We start from the raw sequence: 20,879 nt of genomic DNA, 5'->3' as shown, positions 1-20,879 counted from the left end.
AGCAAAGATACTGGAGCAAATCACAGAGGGGTGTGTGCAGCGTTATCATGCTGGCCCCCGAAGCATATCATTCGGAGAATTGCATGAAGGCTTGGAAGCAGGTTGGTGTCAGTCTGGCTGTCGTGGGCGCAGGTGTCTGTCTGTGGGCACTCAATACGTCTGACGGGCGCAGTATCCTGGCCAAGGCCGGGATTTTGTCGGCCGAAAAGCCAGCTGCGGAAACGGCAGCCAGTGCGACGGGCAATGGTGGTTCACAAGGCCAAGGCGGTGCGCAAGGTCAGGGCGGTGGAAACGGCCAGGGTCGTCAGGGCGGCAATGCAACGCTGGTATCCATCGCACCGGTCAAGACCGGCACCATCAATGACCGCATGAATGCCATTGGTAATGGTGAGGCCATCCAGTCGGTTGTGGTCACACCACAGGCATCCGGGCTTATTTCCGAAATTCTCGTGGCATCCGGCCAGAAAGTCAAAAAGGGCGACGTGCTGGCACGGCTTGATGATGATGAGCAAATCATCGAGCGCGAAAAGGCGCAGGTTTCTCTCAAAAGTGCGGTTGAAAAATCCACCTCCTACAGCAATCTGAAATCCGTTTCCCGTCTGGATGTGCTGGATGCGCAGATTGCTGAGGAAGCCGCCAAGCTGGCGCTCAGCACTGCCGAACTCAATTTCAAACGCCGTAATATCGTAGCGCCGATTGAAGGTATCGCCGGTATTGTCGCGATCAATATTGGTGACAACGCCACGACGCAAACCAGCATTGTCGGCCTTGATGACCGTTCGAAAATTCTGGTGAATTTCTGGGCGCCAGAACGGTTCGCCACCGCGATAAAATTGGGCATGCCTGTGGAGGCAACTTCGATCTCCCGCCCGGGTGAGGTTTTCAAAGGTGAAGTTGAAGCCATTGATAACCGCGTGGATGAAGCTAGCAGAACCATTCGGGTTCGCGCCGTCTTCAACAATGCCAATGACGATCTGAGAGCAGGCATGTCCTTCTCGGTGACCATGCGCTTCTCTGGTGAAAACTATCCATCCGTCGATCCGTTGGCTGTGCAGTGGGATGCGGAAGGCTCTTATGTCTGGCGTGTGGTGGATAACAAATCCAGCAAGGTTCGCGTCCAGATCGTCCAACGCAACCCGGATTCCGTTCTGGTGAAGGCGGAACTTAGCGAAGGCGATCCGCTTGTTACAGAAGGATTGCAGCGCGTTCGTGAAGGCGGAGCAGTGCGTACAAATAATCAGCCGAGAGCACCGGAGGTAGCAAGTCAGTGAGCGGATCAATGACCACCCAGACGCCTCCAGGCGGCCAGGATTCCAAACTCGCCTTCACCGCGCTTTTCGTTCGGCGCCCCATTCTTGCAGCCGTTATCAATACACTTCTGGTCGTTGCCGGTCTGGCGGCACTGGTGGGGGTTGATGTGCGCGAATTGCCTGACGTGGACCGCCCGGTTATCACTGTGCGCACCACTTACGACGGTGCGTCGCCGCAGACCATCGATCAGGAAGTGACACAGACCATTGAAGGTGCCGTGGCTCGTGTCAGCGGTGTGAAGACTATTTCTTCCCAGTCGCAGTTCGGCAGCAGCCGTGTGACGCTTGAATTCGGCGACAAGGTTGATCTGGCCGTTGCTTCCAATGATGTTCGCGACGCCATCGGCCGCGTCACCAACCAGATGCCTGACGATGCGGACGAACCGCAGATCATCAAGGCGGATTCCGACAGTCAGCCAATCATGCGACTGGCGGTCACTTCGTCGACGCTTGGCATGGAAGATCTGACCAAGCTGGTGAATGACGAGATCATTGACCGTCTGGCCGCCGTTGAAGGTGTGGCCGACGTGGAACTGTCGGGTGATCAGGATAAGGTTTTCCGTATTGATCTCGATCAGGCGGCCCTTGCCAGCCGCGGTCTGACGGTGACCGATGTCTCGACAGCCCTTGGAACGGCTGCACTTGATGTGCCTGCCGGGTCGCTTAAAAGCGCCACGCAGGATATCGTCGTGCGTGCTACTGCAAATCTCACGACACCAGCCGAATTTGAAAACCTGATGGTCAAGGACAAGGTGCGGCTGCGCGATGTTGCCAGCGTCATGCTGGGTGCGGACGATGAAAGCACATCGTTGCGTTCCAACGGTGTTCAAGGCGTTGGTCTTGGTATCGTGCGTCAGGCACAGTCCAACACGCTGAATATTTCCACTGGTGTCAAAGCCGCCGTAGATGCAATGTCGGCCAACTTGCCCGAGGGCACACGTATTGTCATCACCAGTGATGACGCGGTATTCATTGAAGGCGCGCTGCACGAAGTGCAACTGGCGCTTGGCCTCTCCGCTCTTATCGTTGTGGTGGTGCTTTACCTGTTCCTTCGGGACTGGCGGGCAACGCTTATTCCGGCCATCACCATGCCGGTTGCCTTGATCGGAACGATTGTCGCGATCTACATGATCGGTTTTTCTATCAACATTCTCACACTGCTTGCCATCGTTCTGGCGACCGGTCTTGTGGTGGATGATGCGATCGTGGTGCTTGAAAACATCGTGCGTCGTCGCGCCGAAGGCATGGGGCCACGTGCCGCTGCCGTTCTTGGCACGCAGGAAGTTTTCTTCGCTGTTATCGCCACAACTGCAACGCTTGCTGCGGTGTTCATTCCACTGTCCTTCCTGCCCGGCCAGCTTGGTGGCCTATTCCGCGAGTTTGGTTTCGTGCTGGCCTTTGCTGTTGGCCTGTCCTCCATCGTGGCCTTGACGTTGTGTCCGATGCTTGCCTCGCGCATGTTAAAACAGGGCGAGCAGGTTCAAACGGGGCCGCTGGCGTGGTTTGGGAAGGTTTTTGCTTCCACCTATAAAAGGACGCTGTCTTCCTGCCTCAACAATCCACTGATCGTCGTTATCGTGGCTGTCGCTTTTGCGGGTGCCTCGTGGGTTGCGTTCGGCTTGGTTCAGAGCGAGTTGACGCCGCGCGAAGACCGCTCGTCGCTTTTCATGCGCGTAACCGCGCCACAGGGTGCCGGCCTTGAATATACCCGTGACCAATTGCAGCGTGTGGAAGAGGGGCTGAAACCGCTGCGCGACAGCGGCGAGATTCGTAATATTTATTCGATCACCGGCATGAATGGTTCGTCCAACACCGGCTTTATCGTGATGACCCTTGCGCCTTGGTCCGAACGTGAACGCACGCAAAACCAGATTGCGCAGGATGTGAATGCTGTTGCACAGAAGGTACCGGGTTTGCGCGCCACCGCCCAACAGCCCAACAGTCTGCGTATTCGCGGTGCAGGTAATGGTCTCAGCATGGCGATGGTTGGCAGCAACTATCAGTCCCTGACACAGGCGACACAAAAGCTGCTGCTGGCGATGGACGAAACCGGCATGTTCGACACGCCGCGTTTCGACAATGAACCAAACCAGGCGCAGCTTTCTGTTTCGATCGACCGTGAACGCGCATCCGATCTTGGCATCGACATCACCGGTCTGGCGCGTGCCATGCAGTCGCTGCTGGAAGGTCGCTCAATCGTGGATGTGTTCGTGGATGGCGACGCCATTCCCGTGCGTCTGTTGTCTTCGACCCGACCGATCAATGACCCGACGGACCTTGAAAACATCTTCCTCAAGGCCAAGGACGGCCGGATGGTGCCGATGTCGGTTATTGCGACTTTGAAGGAGACAGCCGTCGCACCGCAGCTTAACCGTGAACAGCAGTTGCCTTCGGTCGGTTTTACGGCCAGCTTGAAGGAGGGTGTGGCGCTGGGTGATGCCGTCGCCAAGGTCAATGAATTGGCGCAATCGATCATGCCGCAGGGTGCACGCCTGTTGCCAATGGGTGAGGCTGCGACGCTCCAGGAAAACTCCAGTGGCATGTTGCTGACCTTCGGTTTTGCCATTGCCATTATTTTCCTGGTGTTGGCCGCACAGTTTGAAAGTGTGCTGAGTTCCGTCATCATCATGTCGACAGTGCCACTTGGTCTTGCCTGCGCCGTGATTGCGCTGCTGGTGACCGGCTCCAGCCTCAATGTTTACAGTCAGATCGGACTTGTGTTGCTGGTTGGCGTCATGGCGAAAAACGGCATTCTGATCGTGGAGTTTGCCAACCACCTGCGTGACCAGGGGGCAACGGTACGTGAGGCGATTGAAAAGGCCTGCAGCATCCGTCTGCGTCCGGTCATGATGACCATGATTGCCACCATTCTCGGCGGTGTTCCGCTGGTGATGGCGCAGGGCGCTGGCGCGGAAGCCCGTATTGCACTGGGCTGGGTTATCGTCGGTGGTCTTGGTTTTGCGACACTGGTGACACTGTACATCACACCGGTTTCCTATGTGCTGTTGGCCCGCTTTGCCAAGCCGCAGGCCGACGAGGAAATCCGTCTGCACCGTGAATTGGAAACAGCCATTCGTCGTCGGGCGTTGGAAGAGGACAAGCAACTTCTTGCGGCGGAGTAACCTGCGGTAAACAAAGTGCTGGCGGGAATGCCAGTGCTGGACAAACATTGTATCGTGTCTCATACCAAGCCGGGCTCGCGTGATAACGTTGAGTCCGGCTTGTGCATTTTGGAGCACTTCGCGTCGTTGCTGATGCTTTAACGAGATTGTTCCAGCCTATTGAAATAAGCATCGGACCTTTTGAAAATCGGTTGCGATTTTCTAAAAAAACGATGCCGCCGTGGAGATCGCCGATGGCTTTGAAGGATGTAATTTCGGGAACCAGAAACGAGGCAGGCATTGCCAATGTCTTGAAAGTTCTTGCACAGCAGCTTGGTGACAAGCTCCAGACCGGCCAGTCCTTCCGCGAACAGCACGCCCACACCACGACATACCTAACCACGCAGCTGCCCGACGGCGTGGTGTTTGTTGAAAATGCCGATGATGTAAAGACTGTTGTCAAAGCATGCGCGGAGCATAAGGTGCCGGTCATTCCTTTCGGAACCGGTTCGTCGCTGGAAGGGCAGGTCAATGCGCCATCCGGTGGCATCTCGATTGATTTTACCCGCATGAACCGCATCATCAAGGTCAATGCTGAAGATCTCGACGTGACCGTTGAACCGGGTGTGACGCGCGAGCAGCTCAATACATATCTGCGTGACACTGGCCTGTTTTTCCCGATTGATCCCGGTGCCAATGCCTCGATTGGCGGCATGGCCTCAACCCGTGCCTCTGGTACCAATGCCGTTCGCTACGGTACCATGAAGGACAATGTGTTGTCGGTAACGGCCGTGACAGCGAATGGTGAGGAAATCCGCACCGCAAGACGGGCGCGCAAATCCTCTGCCGGTTACGATTTGACCCGGCTGTTTGTGGGGGCAGAAGGCACGCTTGGCGTTTTGACCTCCGTGACCCTGAGATTGCAGGGTATTCCCGAAAAGATTTCCGGTGGCGTCTGCTCCTTCGATAGCATCAAGGCTGCCTGTGACGCCGTGATCATGACCATCCAGATGGGCATTCCGGTGGCGCGTATCGAGCTTCTGGACGAGGTGCAGATCCGCGCCTGCAATGCCTATTCCGGCCTCTCCTACGAAGAAAAGCCGACACTGTTTTTGGAGTTTCACGGCACGGAAGAAACAACCGCATTGCAGTCTCAGCAATTTGCCGAGATTGCCGCAGAGTTCGGCAGTGCCGATTTCAAGTGGACCGGCGACGCGCAGGAACGTGCCAAGCTGTGGAAGGCTCGCCACGACGCCTATTGGGCGTGCCGGGCGCTGGCACCGCAGCTCGATGCCTTGTCCACCGATGTCTGCGTGCCGATTTCGCGTCTTGCTGATTGCGTGGTGGAAACACAAAAGGACATTGCCGAAAATGGCTTCCTTGCACCGATTGTCGGTCATGCCGGAGATGGCAATTTCCATGTGCTGGTGTTGTTTGACGGCAAGGATGCAGACAGCATAACCAAGACAGAGGCATTTGTGGCGCGACTCAATCGCCGGGCGCTGTCGATGGATGGCACCTGCACGGGTGAACACGGCATAGGGCAGGGCAAACTCAGCTTCCTGCAGGAAGAATTGGGAGATGCAGTGGATTTGATGCGCGCCATCAAGTCGTCACTTGATCCCGATAACATATTTAATCCGGGTAAGTTGTTCCGGATGAGTTAAGTTCAACAAACCAATCAAAACGGGCAATCAAAAACGTGTCTTGCCCTTGGTTCAAAAAGAACTAACTTCCTTTCTGTTTTTATGGAGATATCGGGCAGTGCTCGGACGCATTCTTGTTTTTCTGGGCGGACTGCTCGTAGTGGCGCTGTTTGCGGCGCTGCTTGTTCCGTATTTTATCGACTGGACCAGTTTCCGCAGGGACTTCGAGGATCAGGCAAGCCGTATTCTGGGCAAGAAGGTTGTGGTGTACGGTGCTGTGGAAGCGCGTCTTCTGCCTTTTCCTTCCGTTACGCTGCATGATGTGCGCGCTGGTATGGACGCGGATGGATCTCCGCTCATTCAGGTCGCGCGTTTTTCCATGGATGCTGAACTCGCGCCGTTCATGTCTGGTGAAGCGCGTATCTTTGATATGCGCATTGAAGAGCCGAAGGCAAAAATCCGTCTGTTAAAGGATGGCACGCTCGACTGGATGCGCGGCAGCCGCGCCGATATTCCGGCCAAAACCGTTGTGCTGGAAAAGGTAAGTATCGAAGGCGGCCAGATTGAATTTATCGATGAACAGTCCGGACGCAATCGCACGGTTACCGGTCTGACGGCGGATATGTCCGCCCGTTCGCTGGCTGGTCCCTGGCGTGTGGAGGGACGCGGTGCCATTGATGGACATGCTGGCACATTTTCCCTCTCGAGCGGTGAGCCAGACGCCAAACTCGCGCGTATAGGTTTGCGCCTGCGCCTGCTGCCGGATGAGCACCCCGTTGCGGTTGATCTCGATGGTGGTCTTGCTGTTACCGATGGCAAGCCTGTTTACAGCGGTAATTTTACCTTCCAGATCCGTCAGGACGAGAAGGATAAAAAACAGCCGCAGCAGGCGTCAATTTTTTCTGCGCCCCGCACGCAGGGCAAGTTTGAGCTGACCAACGAAAGTGTGCGTGTTCCCGAATACCGCATGGAATTGGGGGATGCCGGAAATCCTTACATTATCACCGGCGAAGCCACGCTTGATACCGGAACTCAGCCAGAATTTCTGCTGACGGCCGATGGCCAGCAAATAGATGTCAACAGCTTCGCCGTGCCGGTACAGACGGGCAAGACGGCGCGTGTCCCCGTCGTCTCGGTTCGCCAGCGCATTGAAGCTTTTGCGGCCCTGATTGCCCGCATTCCAGTGCCGCAGGTACCGGGCAAGGCCACCATTCGCCTGCCGGCACTTGTTGCCGATGACACGACCATTCGCGATATCAAGCTGGATGTGCGCCCGGCCGGTGCCGGGTGGCAAATTGTCAATGCGGTTGCCCTCATGCCCGGGCGCACGCAGCTTGAGGCAAGCGGTGCGCTTACGCTAACCGGTGGCCCGGCCTTTAATGGTGATCTGCTGGTTGCCTCCAACCAGCCGTCGGGCCTGGCCAATTGGCTGTCCGGCACGGTTGATCCGGCGATCAGACAGCTGAACTCTGCTGGCTTTTCCGCATCCGTATCGCTGACCACTCAGTTGCAGCGACTGGAAAATCTTGAGCTGGTGATTGGCAATGCCTCGCTGAAGGGTCGTCTTGAACGGGAATCGGCCGAAGGTCAGCCGCCAAGTCTGTCGATTGATCTGGCGGGTAACGAGATTGATCTTGATGCGCTAAAGGCCATTGGTGGCCTTGTCATGGGTGAGCAGGGCGACAGCTCCATTTCCCAGCACCGGATGGCTGCCAGGTTCAAGGCCGACCGCTTCAACGTATCCGGCGTGACCGCCAATGAGGTGGAAACCGCCTTCAGCGTCGACAATGGCGTGCTGAATGTTGAAAAACTGACCGCTGGTGATGTGGCCGGCGCACAACTTGACGCCAATGCACGGCTGGAAGGCTCATTGCTGAATTACGCAGGCAAGGGAACCGTCAGCCTGCGGGCTGCTGATCCGCAGCCATTCCTTGCGATGCTGCAAAAACATCTGCCCGGCCATCCTATCTTGCAAAAGATGCTCGATAGCGCCAGCTGGTACGTCAATTCCGATCTCAAAGCCGATCTTTCGATCGGTTCCGAGAATGAGGGCATGAGCGTCGCATTGTCCGGCACGGTCAATGGCAGCCGTATTTCGGCAGTGGGCAAGGTACCTGATGTTCTGGCGATCACCGATGATACGGCATTTTCGCTGGAATCGGTGTTGAAGAACCAGTCGACCGCCATTCTGTTCGGGCAGGTCGGTTTCGATCCGCTGCCGTTTGATGCGGATGGCGAAGGCCTGGTGTCGCTCAAGATCAATGGCACGCTTGGCAATGCCGCCAATACGGACATTCGTTTCTCGACAGAAAAAACCCACGCAACCATGGTTGGTGCTTTCAACCTTGGTACTGAAAAATTCGGGCAGGGCGCCGGTGACTTTTCGCTGGAGAGCGCGGATATCGAACCCTATCTCATCATGAATGGCGTTTCGTTGCCGCAGATTGGCAGCGGTATGGCCACGAAAATGAAATCCAGAGTTGAGGTTCTGCCAGATGCCATCAAGGTGTCCGGCATCAACGGGCAGACGGCCGGCAATCCGGTTTCCGGTAATTTGACGATGCAACTGGTATCGCCGCACAAGATCGAAGGCGATCTGTCGCTTGGTACGGTTGATCTGGCCTGGCTTGGTGACACCACCTATGGCCCTGTGTTTGACAGCACCCATGGTGGCTTGAATGCCGAGGCTGTTTCCCTGCCAGCTTTCCCGGGCGTTGAGGCATCGGTAATGCTGAAGGCGGGCAATCTGCAGACCGGTATTCTGGAATCTGTGTCGGGATTTTCGACCCGCCTGAACCAGAGCAATGGTCGCCTGTCGCTAGAAGAAATAAACGGCGACTGGATGGGCGGCAAGGTCGCCGGTTCGCTGGTTATGGCAACGGGTGAAAAAGCCGGCATATTCCGTTCGAATATCAAAGTGACCGGCGTCGATCCGCAGGCGCATATGTGGCAGTTTGCCGGTGCACCGGTCGCGACCGGGCGTTTCGATGCCAGCTTCAATGCGGAGGCAACCGGTGCCAGTGTGCATGACATGCTGGTTTCTGCCGGTGGTTCGGGTGACATCCGCGCCAATGGCCTGACGATACGTGGTATCAATGTCGCGGCGTTTGCCCCGCTGCTGGCTGAAGCCGACAAGATTGAAGGCGAGATCGATGCCTCCAAAACCAAGCCACTGGTCGATGCGCTGATCTATAATGGTGAAGTCAAGGCGGACAGCCTTGTGATGCCGTTCACGATCAACAATGGCATCCTGCGTCTGCAGAATGTCGGACTGCCGGCTGGCGAGGCCAATCTGACCGGTACGCTGAACCTCGATCTGCTTGAGCAGACAGTGGATGGCAATGTCACGGTTGCTTTCAATCCAGGACAGGAAGCACAGGCGGGCGGTGAGCCATCTGTCGGACTTGTCTATTCCGGCCCGGTTGCTACGCCTTCGGTCAGCACGGATGTGGCGGCAATGAGCGGTTACCTTTCGCTGCGGGCCTTTGAAAAAGAACGCCGCCGGGTGGAAACCTTGCAGGCCAATATTCTGGAAAAACAGCGCCTGCGCCGCGAGGCAGCCCTTTACGTGACACGCGCCGCCGAGCGACAAGCTGCGCGTGAAAAGGCGGAAGCTGAAGAAAAAGCACGTCTTGCAGAACAAGCGAGAAAAAAAGCTGAGCAGGAAAAGGCGCAGCAGTTGCAGTTCGATATGCAGAACACCATGCCGGTTTCACCGGAAGAGGGTGTAATCCGTCAGGAGCTCGCACCGCCACCTGCAACCGCAACACCTTGAGCCACACAGACAAGAGAAACGGCGCGATGGGCGCCGTTATTCTCCTCGCGGATAACGTTTTGAACTTTCGAGAATATTCAGGTCCATGTGGTTGCGCATGTAGCGTTCCGACGCCTTCTTCAACGGCTGGAAATCCCATGGATAATAGGCGCCGCTTCTGAGCGCATCATAGACCACATGCCGACGTGCCTGGCTGGTTCGGATATCGGCATCAAAACGCGCGATGTCCCAACGCTGTAATGCCAGCGCTTCCAGCTTCGCAAAAACCTCGGCATAGGCAGGATCAGTCGCAAAGTTGGTGGTTTCCTGTGGGTCTGCTTCAAGATCAAAAAGTTGCGGTGGATCGGCCGGGCAAAGCACCAGCTTGTATTGACCATCACGCACACCAACCAGCGGGGCGATTGAGGCCTCGGCAGCATATTCCATGAAGACAGGATCGCGGTCTGCATTGCCATTGGCGACATCGACGAGGCTCTGGCCATCGATCCAGGATGCAAACGGGCTGATGTCGATACAGGCAAGCGCGGCAAGGGTTGGCAGAACATCTAGCGTCGACACCGGTTGCTCAACAAGGCCTGATGTCAGGCCGGGAGCGGCTATCATCAAGGGTACACGCGCCGAGCCTTCATAAAAACTCATCTTGAACCACATGCCCCGCTCGCCAAGCATATCGCCATGGTCGGACAGGAAAACGATTATCGTATCCTTGTCCATGCGACCGGCCTCGAGCGCATCGAGAATTTCGCCGATCTTCTCATCGATATAGCTGATATTGGCAAAGTAGGCGCGGCGGGAGCGCCGCACATTCTCTGCAGAAATATCGAGCGCCAAGTGGTCGCAGGCATCGAGAATGCGCCGGGAATGCGGGCACTGCTGCTCATAAGGAATTGGCCCGGTCACCGGATCAAGAAAGGCGCAGTCTTCATAGAGATCCCAATATTTCTGCCGTGTCACATAGGGATCGTGCGGATGGGTGAAGCTGACCGTCAGACTCCACGGCCGGTCATCCAGACGTCGCGATAGATCCCTGATCTTGGCGACGGCGTGGTAGGCGACCTCATCGTCATATTCGAGCTGGTTGGTGATTTCAGCAATGCCCGCATCCTTTGACCGAGCCCATATTGTGGTACCACCAGTCGATGCGTTCTCCCGGCTTGTTATAATCCGGTGTCCAACCAAAATCGGCGGGATAGATGTCGGTGGTCAGTCGTTCCTCAAACCCGTGAAGCTGGTCTGGACCGACAAAATGCATCTTGCCGGAAAGGCTGGTGTGATAACCGCCACGACGAAGGTGATGGGCAAAGGTTGGAATGTCGGAGGCAAACTCGGCGGCATTATCATAAACACGAGTACGGCTCGGCAATTGTGCCGACATGAACGAGGCGCGGCCCGGCGCGCAAAGCGGGCTGCCGGTATAGGCCGTCGCAAAGCGTGTTGAACTCGATGCCAACCGCCGCAGATTAGGGGCGTGCAGAAAGTCGGCGGGGCCATCCGGAAAGAACAGGCCGTTAAGTTGGTCGGCCATCAGGATCAGGATGTTGGGCTTGCTCATGGTCATTCCAGTCATGCATGTCATGCTTGTGTTACAGCAGTTTAAGGCGGGAGGGCGGAGCAGGGTGCGCCGCCCCCCTTGTTTTGTCAGGCCTTGCCCTTCCACGGCACCAGCACACGTTCCAGCAAGCGGACCGATGCGCTGAAACCGAAGGCGCAGACGGAGATAATGGCGATGCCGACAAACACCACGTCGGTTGCCAGAAACTGCGCTGCCGACATGATGAGAAAACCGATGCCCTGTGTTGAGGCGATCAGTTCTGCGGCCACCAGCGTTCCCCAGCCAATGCCGAAGGCAATGCGCACGCCGGTCAGAATTTCCGGTAAAGCACTTGGCAGTACAATATGGGAGAACAACTGCCAGCGCGTGGCACCCAGTGCACGGGCCGCCTGCGCCCGCTCAATCGAAACCGAGCGAACACCCGCCTGGGCCGAGAGACAAATCGGTGCAAACATTGCCAGAAACAGCAGGGCAATTTTCGAGGTTTCGCCAATGCCGAGCCAGATGATCATCAATGGCAGATAGGAGAGAGGCGGTAGCGGCCAGTAAAATTCGATTGGCGTATCAAGGATGCCCTTTGCCCAGCGGTTCAGTCCCATCAACAGACCGATCGGAATTGCCGTTGCCAGCGCAAGTATTGCGGCAAGGCCAATGCGAAACAGGCTTGCGCCGACATGTTCGCCAAGCGATGCACCAGCATAACCATCATTCCAGATGACGAAGAACTGGCGCAGCACCTCACCGGGTTTGGGCAGGAATAGGCTTGGTGTCAGTTTCAATGCGGTTGCAGCCCACCACAGCAAAATGATGATTGCGCCGGTAAACAGGCTGATGGCCAGCGTCGGTTTTCCATCGATGCCGAAACCTGCCATGCGAACGGTTTTTTTACGGGCTGGCGTGGTTGCCTCGGAGGTGTGTGGCCGGGTGTTATCTAGCTCTATCGTTGTCATGCGCTTAACCGCCCCTTCTTGTCGTCGCCATGGAGAATTTCGCGAATTTCTTCGCGCAACAGACCAAATTCCGGTGACAGGTGTATAGATCTGACATCGCCGGTTTCGACAAAACGTTTGACGAAATCCAGTTCGTAACGGGCGACAATCCGTCCTGGACGCGGCGACATGACGATGACATGGGTGCCGAGGAATAGGGCTTCCTCAATGGAATGGGTGATGAAAAAGATGCGTTTTCCAGTACGGTGCCAGACGGAAATCAGCAGTTCCTGCATCTGTTCTCTGGTCAGGCTGTCCAATGCGCCGAAGGGTTCGTCCATCAACAGAATGTCCGGCTCTGTCGCAAGTGCGCGTGCAATGCCAACGCGCTGGCGCATGCCGCCCGAAAGCTCATAGGGGAAGCTTTTGGCGAAGTCCTTCAAACCAACGAGCGCTAGCAACTCTTGCGCTTTTTCGTGGCGTTGCTGTTTGGAGGTGCCTGCAAATTTCAAACCTAGCGCCACATTGTCGAGAACATTGGACCAGGGAAGCAGCGTATCTTTCTGGAAAACCACACCGCGATCAGCGCCGGGGCCGGTAATAGCGCGTCCATTCAGCGTGATTGCGCCTTCCGATAGTGGCAGGAAACCGGCGATAGCATTGAGCAAAGTCGACTTGCCGCAGCCTGATGCGCCAAGCGCCACCACAAAGGCGCCGTATGGAATATCGATATTCACCCGGTCAAGTGCGTGGATGTCACGGCCATCGCGCCCGTCGAAATAGACACTGGCATTTTGAATGCTCAACATTTTTGTTCCCCGATATTGTTGCTCTGGCAACAGAGTGTCCCGCCGGTCTTTGCGACCGGCGGGACAGGGTTTGCTTCGTATTATCGCGTTACTTCAAAGCGTCCGGCGTCACGAAGGCGGCGTAGCTTGGCAGCACTTCGGAAATCTTGCCCTGGCTTTTCAGGAACTCCGAGGTTTCCTTGAGAATATTGGCAGCACCGGACTTTTCACCGCCGCCAAGCCAGTCGGCAGACGCCTGCTTTTCCGGTGTCAGAAGATTGAGGTTGGTCAGTGCAGAGGCCTGCTGCTCGGCAGTGCCGCCGAGGAATTTCGCCAATGTCTTGGCATTGTCGCTGTCTGGTCCCCATGCGGCCTTGTCGGTGAGGAAGGAGCCGTAATATTTGTTTATCACGCCGGAAAACGTCTTCAGGAAGTCCGGATTGTCTTTGGCGAATTCACCTGTCGCGACCCAGGCGGAGAAGGTGGGAGCACCCTTTTCGGCGACTTCCTTGGAGGTGATCAACACCTTGCCGTTTTTCTTCAGTTCAGTCAGCGCCGGGTCCCAGACGAAGCCGCCGTCAACGTCACCACGGGTATAGGCGGCAACAATTTCAGGCTGGGGGATGGCGAGAACCTGAACATCCTTTTCGCTGAGGCCCAGCGACTTGATCAGTGCCAGAAGCTGATAGTGATCGGTCGACACGGGAGCGGCGGCCAGCTTCTTGCCCTTGAGGTCGTCAAGAGATGAGATCTTGGAGGCATTGCTGACAACCAGCGCTTCGTCAGTGCCAGAAATCGATGAAAGGTAGAATGCCTTGACATCCAGACCGCGGGATGTTGCCGATGCGAACGGGCTGGAGCCGACGTAACCGATCTGCACGTCTCCCGACGCAATGGCGGCGAAGATTTCAGCGCCGGAATTGAACTTGCGGAAATCGATCTCGTAACCCGGCTGTTTAAACTCGCCATTGGCAATGGCCACGGAGGAGGGCAGCGCGTCGGTCTGGTAGGCGACAACAACCTTCTTGTCAGCGGCCTCAGCCGTCATGCCTGCAAAGACCACACCCATCGTGGCTGCTGTAATCGTCAGAAACTTTTTGATCGTCATGTAAGCACCTTGTTCGCAGGGTTCCGGTTTCGGATTTGTTGTCCTGGATTAAGAGCATAGTGACGGGTTTCAGGGATAAACAGCAAAATACATCTTTTTAGTGGAGTATTGACGGTATGTGTTTTGCGTAATTTTTGAATAAATCGCACCGATAGTTCCGGGGCTGCGAGGATGTGAAGTAGAACTGTGTGTTTTACATCTCGCAGTCAGGTACATATCGCGGGAGGTCGCGATATGACCTTTGAGGCAAGCGCCTTGATGTCTCAGGCCATATTTCTGGCTGTGTCAGGCGACGGTGTCGTTGCTCTCGGATTTGACCGAGGCTTTGATCCACTCCAGCACATAGACCCGAAGCGAGGAGGAAAGGTTGCTTTCTGGCGGGCGATTGTCATCGATCTCGGCCAGCAATGCGGCAAAACTCATGCCGCGGTGGCGGGCAATATCCTGCAATTCGCTCCAGAAAGCGTCTTCAAGGGAAATACTGGTACGGTGACCGTGCAGAGTGGCTGAGTGTTTGCGGATCACTGTTTCGGCTTTCGAAACTGATTCAAGCTGTTGTCAGAATGAGTCTGAAACCTGCTGCAAGTGTTTGAAAAGTGGCGTTTGTTTCCGCTCACTTGTCATCCTGCGGCTTTTCGATTCGGCCCTGATCCAGCGTTTTTTCCGCTTTGTCATTCAGGGCGGTGGTCAGGTTCTTTTCCGCCTTGGTGCGCCCGAAGGTAATGCGTTTCTGGTCCGCCTGCTTCTCTTTCTCAGAGCGCGCTTTCTGTTTGCGGAACGGGCGAAGATTGACAACGTCAGCGGACATCTCGGTTTCCTGACCAATAAGTGTCAACATAAAACGAAAGTGGCGGGAACACCCGCCACGACCTTGAAACAAAAACAAAGGCTTCGTTCATTCTTTAAGCGCACCAGTCATAAAACGAATGGGGCCGCCGGGTTAATGTTTCTTGCGGAATGCGTCGAGCGAAACGACCGAGCCGGCCTTTTTCTCTTCGCCTGCTTCACCTTCGACGGCAGGTGCCTTTTCAGCCGTCACTTCCGGATAAGCGGTGATTTCTGCGCCTTCGGTTTCTTCCTCCTCGTCTGACAGCGGAACGTCGAATTCCAGCTCAAAGTTGACGGAAGGATCGTAGAAGCCACGGATGGCGTTAAACGGAATAACCAACTTCTCTGGTGTGTCGGAGAAGGAAAGGCCGATTTCGAACTGTGTTTCGGTGATCTTCAGATCCCAGAACTGGTGCTGGATGACGATGGTCATCTGCTCGGCATATTTAGCCTTGAGGTGCTGGGAGATACGCACTCCCGGCGCGCCGGTCAGGAAGGTGATGAAGAAGTGATGATCACCGGGAAGGCGGCCAGTTGCGGCAACTTCGCTCAGCACCTTGCGGATAACGCCGCGAAGAGCATCCTGTGCGAGAATATCGTAACGGATATGGTCCTGCCCCATGCGATCCTATCTTTCTTTATACATGCAATTGTCTTTGCAGACACTATATTCAATGACGCATGGGACGGCAACGCCAAACCCTGCGTACGAGTCACGTCATTATATAGGAATTTGTTGAAAGAAAGAAGGTGGAGGTTTCTGTTGCCAGGTACCTCCGAACCCCGCCTTACGGGGCTAACCGTAAGGACTTAGAGCGGAATTCCCGCACCGCCATTAGGCAGCGAGAGCGTATTCCTTAGCGTTGTTGTCATTTGCAACTACACTTGTGACCCGATAACGGCGGTATCATGCCGAGCAAAAGTACGATCTTTACGCCCTTGTCGATCCTATTTCGCCCCCATCAAAAGCCGGCCAGAAGGCCGCCGGTTTTTGGTGGAGGCGCCGGGTACCGCCCCCGGGTCCAATAGGTTTATTACACCGACCATTTATCGCCATATCTTCTTGCGAAGCACCCTCTAGATAAGCCGGAGACGTGAACAAAACAAGTGTCTGATTGGTTTTATCCGTTAAATTCAATTGGAAGCCTGAATGGACGATTGCGCCATTGTGTTTTTGCGGACAGGCCGGAAAACCCCTTTAAAGTCAGGCTATGTGGCAAGTTGTTAAATCATCGTGGCCGTTCTTGACGCAATCATTGCTCTGATAGATTGTACTTAACAAGCGCCTCCTGAGTTAAATGGAGATGACGCTTGAGGACACATGAAGGAGAGGACATGACGGACTATCTTGCAGATGTGAAAAAATACGACGCTAATGCAGACGAGGCAATCGTCAGCAAAATCGTCAAGCACCTGGGTATTGCGCTTCGCAATCGCGATTCCTCGCTGGTTTCGGCGTCCGATCCTGAAGAACTGGCGCGCGTGAAAGAAAGGTGGTGCGGCAAAAAACTTGGCGTCACGGGCGCTGCGGCCGATAATGCCGTTGATGCCGTGTGCAAAACCCTGGCGGCTGACCGCTCCAAATCGCGCGTGACCTTTTATTATCTGGTGGCCAAGGAACTAGGCAAACTGGGTGACCTCTAAAAAAGCGGGGGAGCGCCCCCGATAGACATTGGTTCCGCCGCCTTTCACTATTATATTCCGGTCAATATGGAATCTGCGGCGGACCCCTCATGAAGCAATATCTCGATCTTCTCCGACATGTGATGGACACTGGAAGCGACCGTGGCGATCGCACCGGCACCGGGACACGCTCCGTGTTCGGTTATCAGATGCGATTTGATCTCTCTGAAGGGTTTCCGGTTCTCACCACCAAGAAGCTGCATCTGCGCTCGATCATTCATGAATTGCTGTGGTTCCTGAAGGGTGATACCAATATAGCCTATCTCAAGGAAAACGGCGTTTCGATCTGGGACGAGTGGGCGGATGAAAATGGTGATCTCGGTCCGGTCTACGGTGCGCAGTGGCGCTCCTGGCCAGCTCCTGACGGTCGCCATATCGATCAGATTGCCCTGTTGATTGAAAGCTTGAAGACCAATCCCAATTCGCGCCGTCATATCGTGTCGGCATGGAACCCGGCGCTGGTGGATGACATGGCGTTGCCGCCGTGCCACTGCCTGTTCCAGTTCTATGTCTCCGATGGCAAATTGTCCTGCCAGCTATACCAACGTTCGGCTGACATCTTCCTCGGTGTGCCATTCAACATCGCATCCTATGCTCTGCTGACACTGATGGTGGCGCAGGTGGTTGGTCTGAAGCCGGGTGACTTCGTGCACACGCTGGGTGACGCGCATATCTATTCCAACCATTTCGAGCAGGCGCAGCTGCAGATGACGCGTACGCCGAAAGCCTTGCCGACACTGCGCATCAATCCTGACGTGAAAAGCCTTTTTGACTTTAAGTTCGAAGACTTTACGCTGGAAAACTACGAAGCTGATTCAAGCATCAAGGCGCCGATTGCGGTATGAGCACGCCCAACATTTCCCTGATTGCCGCAGTGACAGAAAACGGTGTTATCGGCCGCGAGCTTGACATGCCGTGGAAGCTGTCCACCGATCTCAAGCGGTTCAAGGCGCTGACCATGGGTAAACCGATGATCATGGGTCGCAAGACATTCATCTCGGTCGGCGAGCGTCCCTTGCCGGGGCGTCCGCATATCATCATCAGCCGCAATGTCGATTATCGCCCTGATGGTGTTGATGTAGTGTCGTCGCTGGAGGCCGCACTTGATCTGGCAAAGACCAAGGCGAAAGAGCTTGGTGTAGACGAGGTTTTTGTGGCCGGTGGCGGTGAAATCTACGCCCAGTCGATGCCATTTGCCGACCGCCTTTATATGACGCATATTGATGCACGGATTGATGGGGATACGTATTTCCCGGACATCGATCCTGAGCGGTTTGAAAAGGTGGACGAAACGGCCGCACCAGCCGGTGATAAAGACAACTATGCTGTGACCTTTGCTACTTACAGGCGAAGAGGCGGGGCAAAGTGAACAATTTACCCTGATTGTCGAATAAGTTACCGCCTCTGCGTTGAAACCGCAGGTTTGCGTCCCTATAACGGGGTCGATATACCCGTTCAGCGCGAGCAATCGGCAGGGTGGGGGCGGGAGAATTCATAACACAAGAGGTATTGATGCCCTGGAGCAATCAAAATGGCGGCGGCGGCCCTTGGGGCGGCGGCGGTGGTAATAACCAAGGAGGCCCGTGGGGGCAGGGACCGAACCGTCCGCGTGGCGGCGGTGGTGGTGGTGGTGGAAATGGTGGCCCACCGGATCTGGAAGACATTATCCGACGCGGACAGGATCGTTTTCGCAACATATTGCCGGGCGGTTTTAATGGCGGTGTTGTTGCCATACTTGCGCTGGTGCTGATTGCTTTCGTTGCCATGCAGTCCATTTACACGGTGCAGCCAGATGAGCGCGGCGTTGAACTGCGTTTCGGCAAGCCGAAGGATGAAGTGTCCATGCCGGGCCTTCACTTCCATTTCTGGCCGATTGAAACGGTCGAGATCGTCAAGGTTACAGAGCAGCAGCAGAATATTGGTTCGCGTGCGACATCGTCGACCGGTACAGGTGTCATGCTTTCCGGCGACCAGAACATCGTGAACGTACAGTTCTCCGTGCTGTTTACCGTAACGGATCCAAAGTCTTATCTCTTCAACGTCGACACGCCTGCTGAAACCTTGCAACAGGTTTCCGAAAGCGCGATGCGTGAAGTTGTTGGTCGCCGTCCGGCGCAGGACATTTTCCGTGATAACCGCCAACAGATCGCTGCTGATGTTCGTAACATCATTCAGGCTACGATGGACGGTTACGGAGCTGGCCTTTCGATTAATGCTGTTGCTATCGAAGATGCAGCACCGCCGCGCGAAGTGGCAGATGCGTTTGACGAAGTGCAGCGCGCCGAGCAGGACGAAGACCGTTTTGTTGAAGAAGCCAACCAGTATGCCAACCAGAAGCTTGGTGCGGCACGCGGTCAGGCAGCTCAGATCCGCGAAGAAGCAAACGCTTACAAGAGCCGTGTTGTAAACGAAGCTCAGGGTGAAGCGCAGCGTTTCGTGTCCATCTATGATGAATACACCAAGGCACCTGATGTTACCCGTCAGCGTCTGTTCATCGAAACGATGGAACAGGTCATGAAGAGTACCAGCAAGATCATTATTGACGAGAAGCAGGGGGTCGTTCCTTACCTGCCGCTCAACGAGATTACACGCGGTGCCGCAGCGGCTGCCGCGACGCAGGGAGGCAACTAATATGAGCAATCGTCTCTCTGCACTCCTCGTTTTTATCGGCTTGGTGCTGTTCTTCGGTTATTCGTCGATTTTCGTGGTCACTGAACGTCAGCAGGCCATCGTGGTACGCTTCGGTCAGATCAAGGACGTGAAGACCGAGCCAGGTCTGTACTTCAAGCTGCCATTCGCGTTCATGGACGCGGATCGTGTGCAGTACATTGAAAATCGCGCTCTGCGTTTCGATCATGACGACATCCGCGTGCAGGTTTCCGGCGGCAAGTTCTATGAGGTAGACGCATTCGTTGTTTACCGCATTACCGATGCCCGTCGTTTCCGTGAAACGGTTTCGGGTGACCAGATGTCTGCTGAAGCACGTCTTCGCACACGCCTCGATGCCTCGCTTCGCCGGGTTTACGGTCTGCGCGGTTTCGAATCGGCCTTGTCTGATGCCCGTGCATCGATGATGCAGGAAGTTCGTGACGATCTGCGTCCTGACGCGGAATCGCTGGGTATCAGCATCGTGGATGTTCGCATTCGCCGTACTGACCTGACGCAGGAAGTCTCGCAGCAGACCTTCGAGCGTATGAAGGCTGAACGTCTGGCGGAAGCCGAACTGATCCGCGCTCGCGGTAATGAACAAGGTCAGCGCCGTCGCGCTATCGCGGACCGTCAGGTCGTCGAGCTGGAATCGGAAGCGCAGCGCGATTCCGAAGTCATGCGCGGTGAGGGCGATGCTGAAAGAAACCGTATTTTCGCGGATGCTTTCACGCGTGATCCGTCCTTCTTCGAGTTCTACCGTTCAATGGCTGCTTATGCTGCCTCGATGAACGGCAAGGACACGACGCTGGTTCTGTCACCAGATTCGCAGTTCTTCCGTTATTTCAACAACCTTTCAGGCACACTGCCGCAGCCACAGACACCGGCTGCACCGGCTCCTGCCAACTGATCGATGTTGAAAGTCTGATAGGAAAAAGGCCGGTTTGATACCGGCCTTTTTTTATTGCGAGTGATTTTTCAGGATTTGGATTGATGACAAAACAGACTGACGATGCGGTTCTGCTGCCAGTGCAAAAGCAGTTGGAGGCCTACAATGCCCGCGACATCGACATGTTCATGCTGTGGTGGGCAGAGGATTGCCAATATTACGCATTTCCCTCAACGCTTCTGGCGAACAGCGCCGCAGAAATTCGCTCTCGCCACGTTGAACGTTTCAAAGAACCTGATCTTCAGGGAAAGTTGTTGAGCCGTTTATCCGTCGGCAATGTGGTGATCGACCATGAGACGGTGATCCGCAACTTCCCCGAGGGTAAAGGTGAAGTCGATGTGATTTGCATCTACGAAGTTGAAGATGGCAAGATCGCCAAAGCATGGTTCAAGCTTGGCGAACCTGTGATCTATGATGGCAATACTCGGCAAATATAGAGGAAAATGCTGTTGATCACGAAAAGGTATTTTTACACTTCATCATTCCGCCTTATGGTTGATGAATAGGATTGAGAGAAAGCTTGCATTCCCCGAATAAATCATGCGTTAAGCGGGAAGAATAAGT

Annotated in this window: 16 protein-coding genes, 1 other RNA gene and 1 pseudogene; 10 read left to right on the top strand and 8 right to left on the bottom strand. The window is 55.3% G+C overall.

Features of this window, described 5'->3' with window-relative positions; translation table 11 throughout:
• The first annotated feature begins 83 nt into the window (after nt 1-83).
• From HGO37_RS01505 to HGO37_RS01490, 4 genes are all read left to right on the top strand, one after another.
• Entirely contained in the window at nt 84-1,271 is a 1,188-nt protein-coding gene (locus HGO37_RS01505) for an efflux RND transporter periplasmic adaptor subunit (protein WP_250981847.1), read from the top strand.
• A gap of 8 nt (nt 1,272-1,279) precedes the next feature.
• A complete protein-coding gene (locus HGO37_RS01500) occupies nt 1,280-4,432 on the top strand; it encodes an efflux RND transporter permease subunit (RefSeq protein ID WP_250981846.1) in 3,153 nt (1,050 codons plus the stop codon).
• Nucleotides 4,433-4,665: 233 nt separating this feature from the next.
• Entirely contained in the window at nt 4,666-6,078 is a 1,413-nt protein-coding gene (locus HGO37_RS01495) for an FAD-binding oxidoreductase (protein ID WP_250981845.1), read from the top strand.
• A gap of 97 nt (nt 6,079-6,175) precedes the next feature.
• Entirely contained in the window at nt 6,176-9,832 is a 3,657-nt protein-coding gene (locus HGO37_RS01490; RefSeq protein WP_250981844.1) for an AsmA family protein, read from the top strand.
• Between the two features lie 36 nt (nt 9,833-9,868).
• Here the strand turns inward: HGO37_RS01490 and betC are convergent.
• The 8 genes and pseudogenes from betC to ssrA form a co-directional block, all read right to left on the bottom strand.
• Nucleotides 9,869-11,384 (bottom strand): annotated as a pseudogene (gene betC / locus HGO37_RS01485) (choline-sulfatase).
• Nucleotides 11,385-11,470: 86 nt separating this feature from the next.
• Nucleotides 11,471-12,256 carry an ABC transporter permease subunit gene (locus HGO37_RS01480; RefSeq protein ID WP_250982382.1) on the bottom strand — a complete coding sequence of 262 codons (786 nt, stop codon included), beginning with the start codon at nt 12,254-12,256 and terminating at the stop codon, nt 11,471-11,473.
• Between the two features lie 74 nt (nt 12,257-12,330).
• Nucleotides 12,331-13,122 carry a taurine ABC transporter ATP-binding protein gene (locus HGO37_RS01475; RefSeq protein WP_250981843.1) on the bottom strand — a complete coding sequence of 264 codons (792 nt, stop codon included), beginning with the start codon at nt 13,120-13,122 and terminating at the stop codon, nt 12,331-12,333.
• Between the two features lie 88 nt (nt 13,123-13,210).
• On the bottom strand, nt 13,211-14,170 hold the full coding sequence (gene tauA / locus HGO37_RS01470) for a taurine ABC transporter substrate-binding protein (protein ID WP_250982381.1): 960 nt from the start codon (nt 14,168-14,170) through the stop codon (nt 13,211-13,213).
• 324 nt (nt 14,171-14,494) lie between these two features.
• The gene (locus HGO37_RS01465) at nt 14,495-14,734 is read right to left on the bottom strand and encodes a ribbon-helix-helix domain-containing protein (protein WP_250981842.1); all 240 of its coding nucleotides are present in this window, start codon (nt 14,732-14,734) and stop codon (nt 14,495-14,497) included.
• Between the two features lie 88 nt (nt 14,735-14,822).
• Nucleotides 14,823-15,017: a DUF4169 family protein gene (locus tag HGO37_RS01460; RefSeq protein WP_250981841.1), complete on the bottom strand. Its 195-nt coding sequence runs from the start codon at nt 15,015-15,017 to the stop codon at nt 14,823-14,825.
• A 132-nt stretch (nt 15,018-15,149) separates the two neighbouring features.
• Entirely contained in the window at nt 15,150-15,659 is a 510-nt protein-coding gene (locus HGO37_RS01455) for an SspB family protein (RefSeq protein WP_192488555.1), read from the bottom strand.
• A 127-nt stretch (nt 15,660-15,786) separates the two neighbouring features.
• Nucleotides 15,787-16,148: a transfer-messenger RNA gene (ssrA, locus tag HGO37_RS01450) on the bottom strand.
• Nucleotides 16,149-16,372: 224 nt separating this feature from the next.
• Between ssrA and HGO37_RS01445 the strand changes: the two genes are divergently transcribed.
• The 6 genes from HGO37_RS01445 (at nt 16,373) to HGO37_RS01420 (ending at nt 20,752) form a co-directional block, all read left to right on the top strand.
• The gene (locus tag HGO37_RS01445) at nt 16,373-16,681 is read left to right on the top strand and encodes a DUF2853 family protein (protein ID WP_250981840.1); all 309 of its coding nucleotides are present in this window, start codon (nt 16,373-16,375) and stop codon (nt 16,679-16,681) included.
• An 89-nt stretch (nt 16,682-16,770) separates the two neighbouring features.
• Complete coding sequence (locus HGO37_RS01440; protein WP_250981839.1) at nt 16,771-17,565, top strand: thymidylate synthase; 795 nt, start codon at nt 16,771-16,773, stop codon at nt 17,563-17,565.
• The gene (locus HGO37_RS01435; protein ID WP_250981838.1) at nt 17,562-18,089 is read left to right on the top strand and encodes a dihydrofolate reductase; all 528 of its coding nucleotides are present in this window, start codon (nt 17,562-17,564) and stop codon (nt 18,087-18,089) included. The genes HGO37_RS01440 and HGO37_RS01435 overlap by 4 nt, the downstream gene beginning before the upstream one ends.
• Nucleotides 18,090-18,232: 143 nt before the next feature.
• Complete coding sequence (gene hflK, locus HGO37_RS01430) at nt 18,233-19,351, top strand: FtsH protease activity modulator HflK (RefSeq protein WP_192488559.1); 1,119 nt, start codon at nt 18,233-18,235, stop codon at nt 19,349-19,351.
• A 1-nt stretch (nt 19,352) separates the two neighbouring features.
• Complete coding sequence (gene hflC, locus HGO37_RS01425) at nt 19,353-20,276, top strand: protease modulator HflC (RefSeq protein WP_250981837.1); 924 nt, start codon at nt 19,353-19,355, stop codon at nt 20,274-20,276.
• An 83-nt stretch (nt 20,277-20,359) separates the two neighbouring features.
• On the top strand, nt 20,360-20,752 hold the full coding sequence (locus HGO37_RS01420; protein WP_250981836.1) for a nuclear transport factor 2 family protein: 393 nt from the start codon (nt 20,360-20,362) through the stop codon (nt 20,750-20,752).
• Nucleotides 20,753-20,879 lie beyond the last annotated feature (127 nt).

Origin of the sequence: Rhizobium sp. CG4 (assembly GCF_023701965.1) — a bacterium.
In the GTDB taxonomy this organism is placed as follows: Bacteria; Pseudomonadota; Alphaproteobacteria; order Rhizobiales; family Rhizobiaceae; genus Agrobacterium.
The sequence above is the reverse complement of the archived record's forward strand: the minus strand, read 5'-3'. Positions and strand labels throughout refer to the sequence as shown.

Coding starts and splice junctions, on each gene's coding strand:
- HGO37_RS01495 (WP_250981845.1), top strand. CDS start 4,666: ATGGCTTTGAAGGATGTAATTTCGGGAACCAGAAACGAGGCAGGCATT.
- HGO37_RS01440 (WP_250981839.1), top strand. CDS start 16,771: ATGAAGCAATATCTCGATCTTCTCCGACATGTGATGGACACTGGAAGC.
- HGO37_RS01505 (WP_250981847.1), top strand. CDS start 84: ATGAAGGCTTGGAAGCAGGTTGGTGTCAGTCTGGCTGTCGTGGGCGCA.
- HGO37_RS01500 (WP_250981846.1), top strand. CDS start 1,280: ATGACCACCCAGACGCCTCCAGGCGGCCAGGATTCCAAACTCGCCTTC.
- HGO37_RS01475 (WP_250981843.1), bottom strand. CDS start 13,122: ATGTTGAGCATTCAAAATGCCAGTGTCTATTTCGACGGGCGCGATGGC.
- HGO37_RS01480 (WP_250982382.1), bottom strand. CDS start 12,256: ATGGCAGGTTTCGGCATCGATGGAAAACCGACGCTGGCCATCAGCCTG.
- HGO37_RS01445 (WP_250981840.1), top strand. CDS start 16,373: ATGACGGACTATCTTGCAGATGTGAAAAAATACGACGCTAATGCAGAC.
- hflK (WP_192488559.1), top strand. CDS start 18,233: ATGCCCTGGAGCAATCAAAATGGCGGCGGCGGCCCTTGGGGCGGCGGC.
- HGO37_RS01455 (WP_192488555.1), bottom strand. CDS start 15,659: ATGGGGCAGGACCATATCCGTTACGATATTCTCGCACAGGATGCTCTT.
- tauA (WP_250982381.1), bottom strand. CDS start 14,170: ATGGGTGTGGTCTTTGCAGGCATGACGGCTGAGGCCGCTGACAAGAAG.
- HGO37_RS01460 (WP_250981841.1), bottom strand. CDS start 15,017: ATGTCCGCTGACGTTGTCAATCTTCGCCCGTTCCGCAAACAGAAAGCG.
- HGO37_RS01435 (WP_250981838.1), top strand. CDS start 17,562: ATGAGCACGCCCAACATTTCCCTGATTGCCGCAGTGACAGAAAACGGT.
- HGO37_RS01420 (WP_250981836.1), top strand. CDS start 20,360: ATGACAAAACAGACTGACGATGCGGTTCTGCTGCCAGTGCAAAAGCAG.
- hflC (WP_250981837.1), top strand. CDS start 19,353: ATGAGCAATCGTCTCTCTGCACTCCTCGTTTTTATCGGCTTGGTGCTG.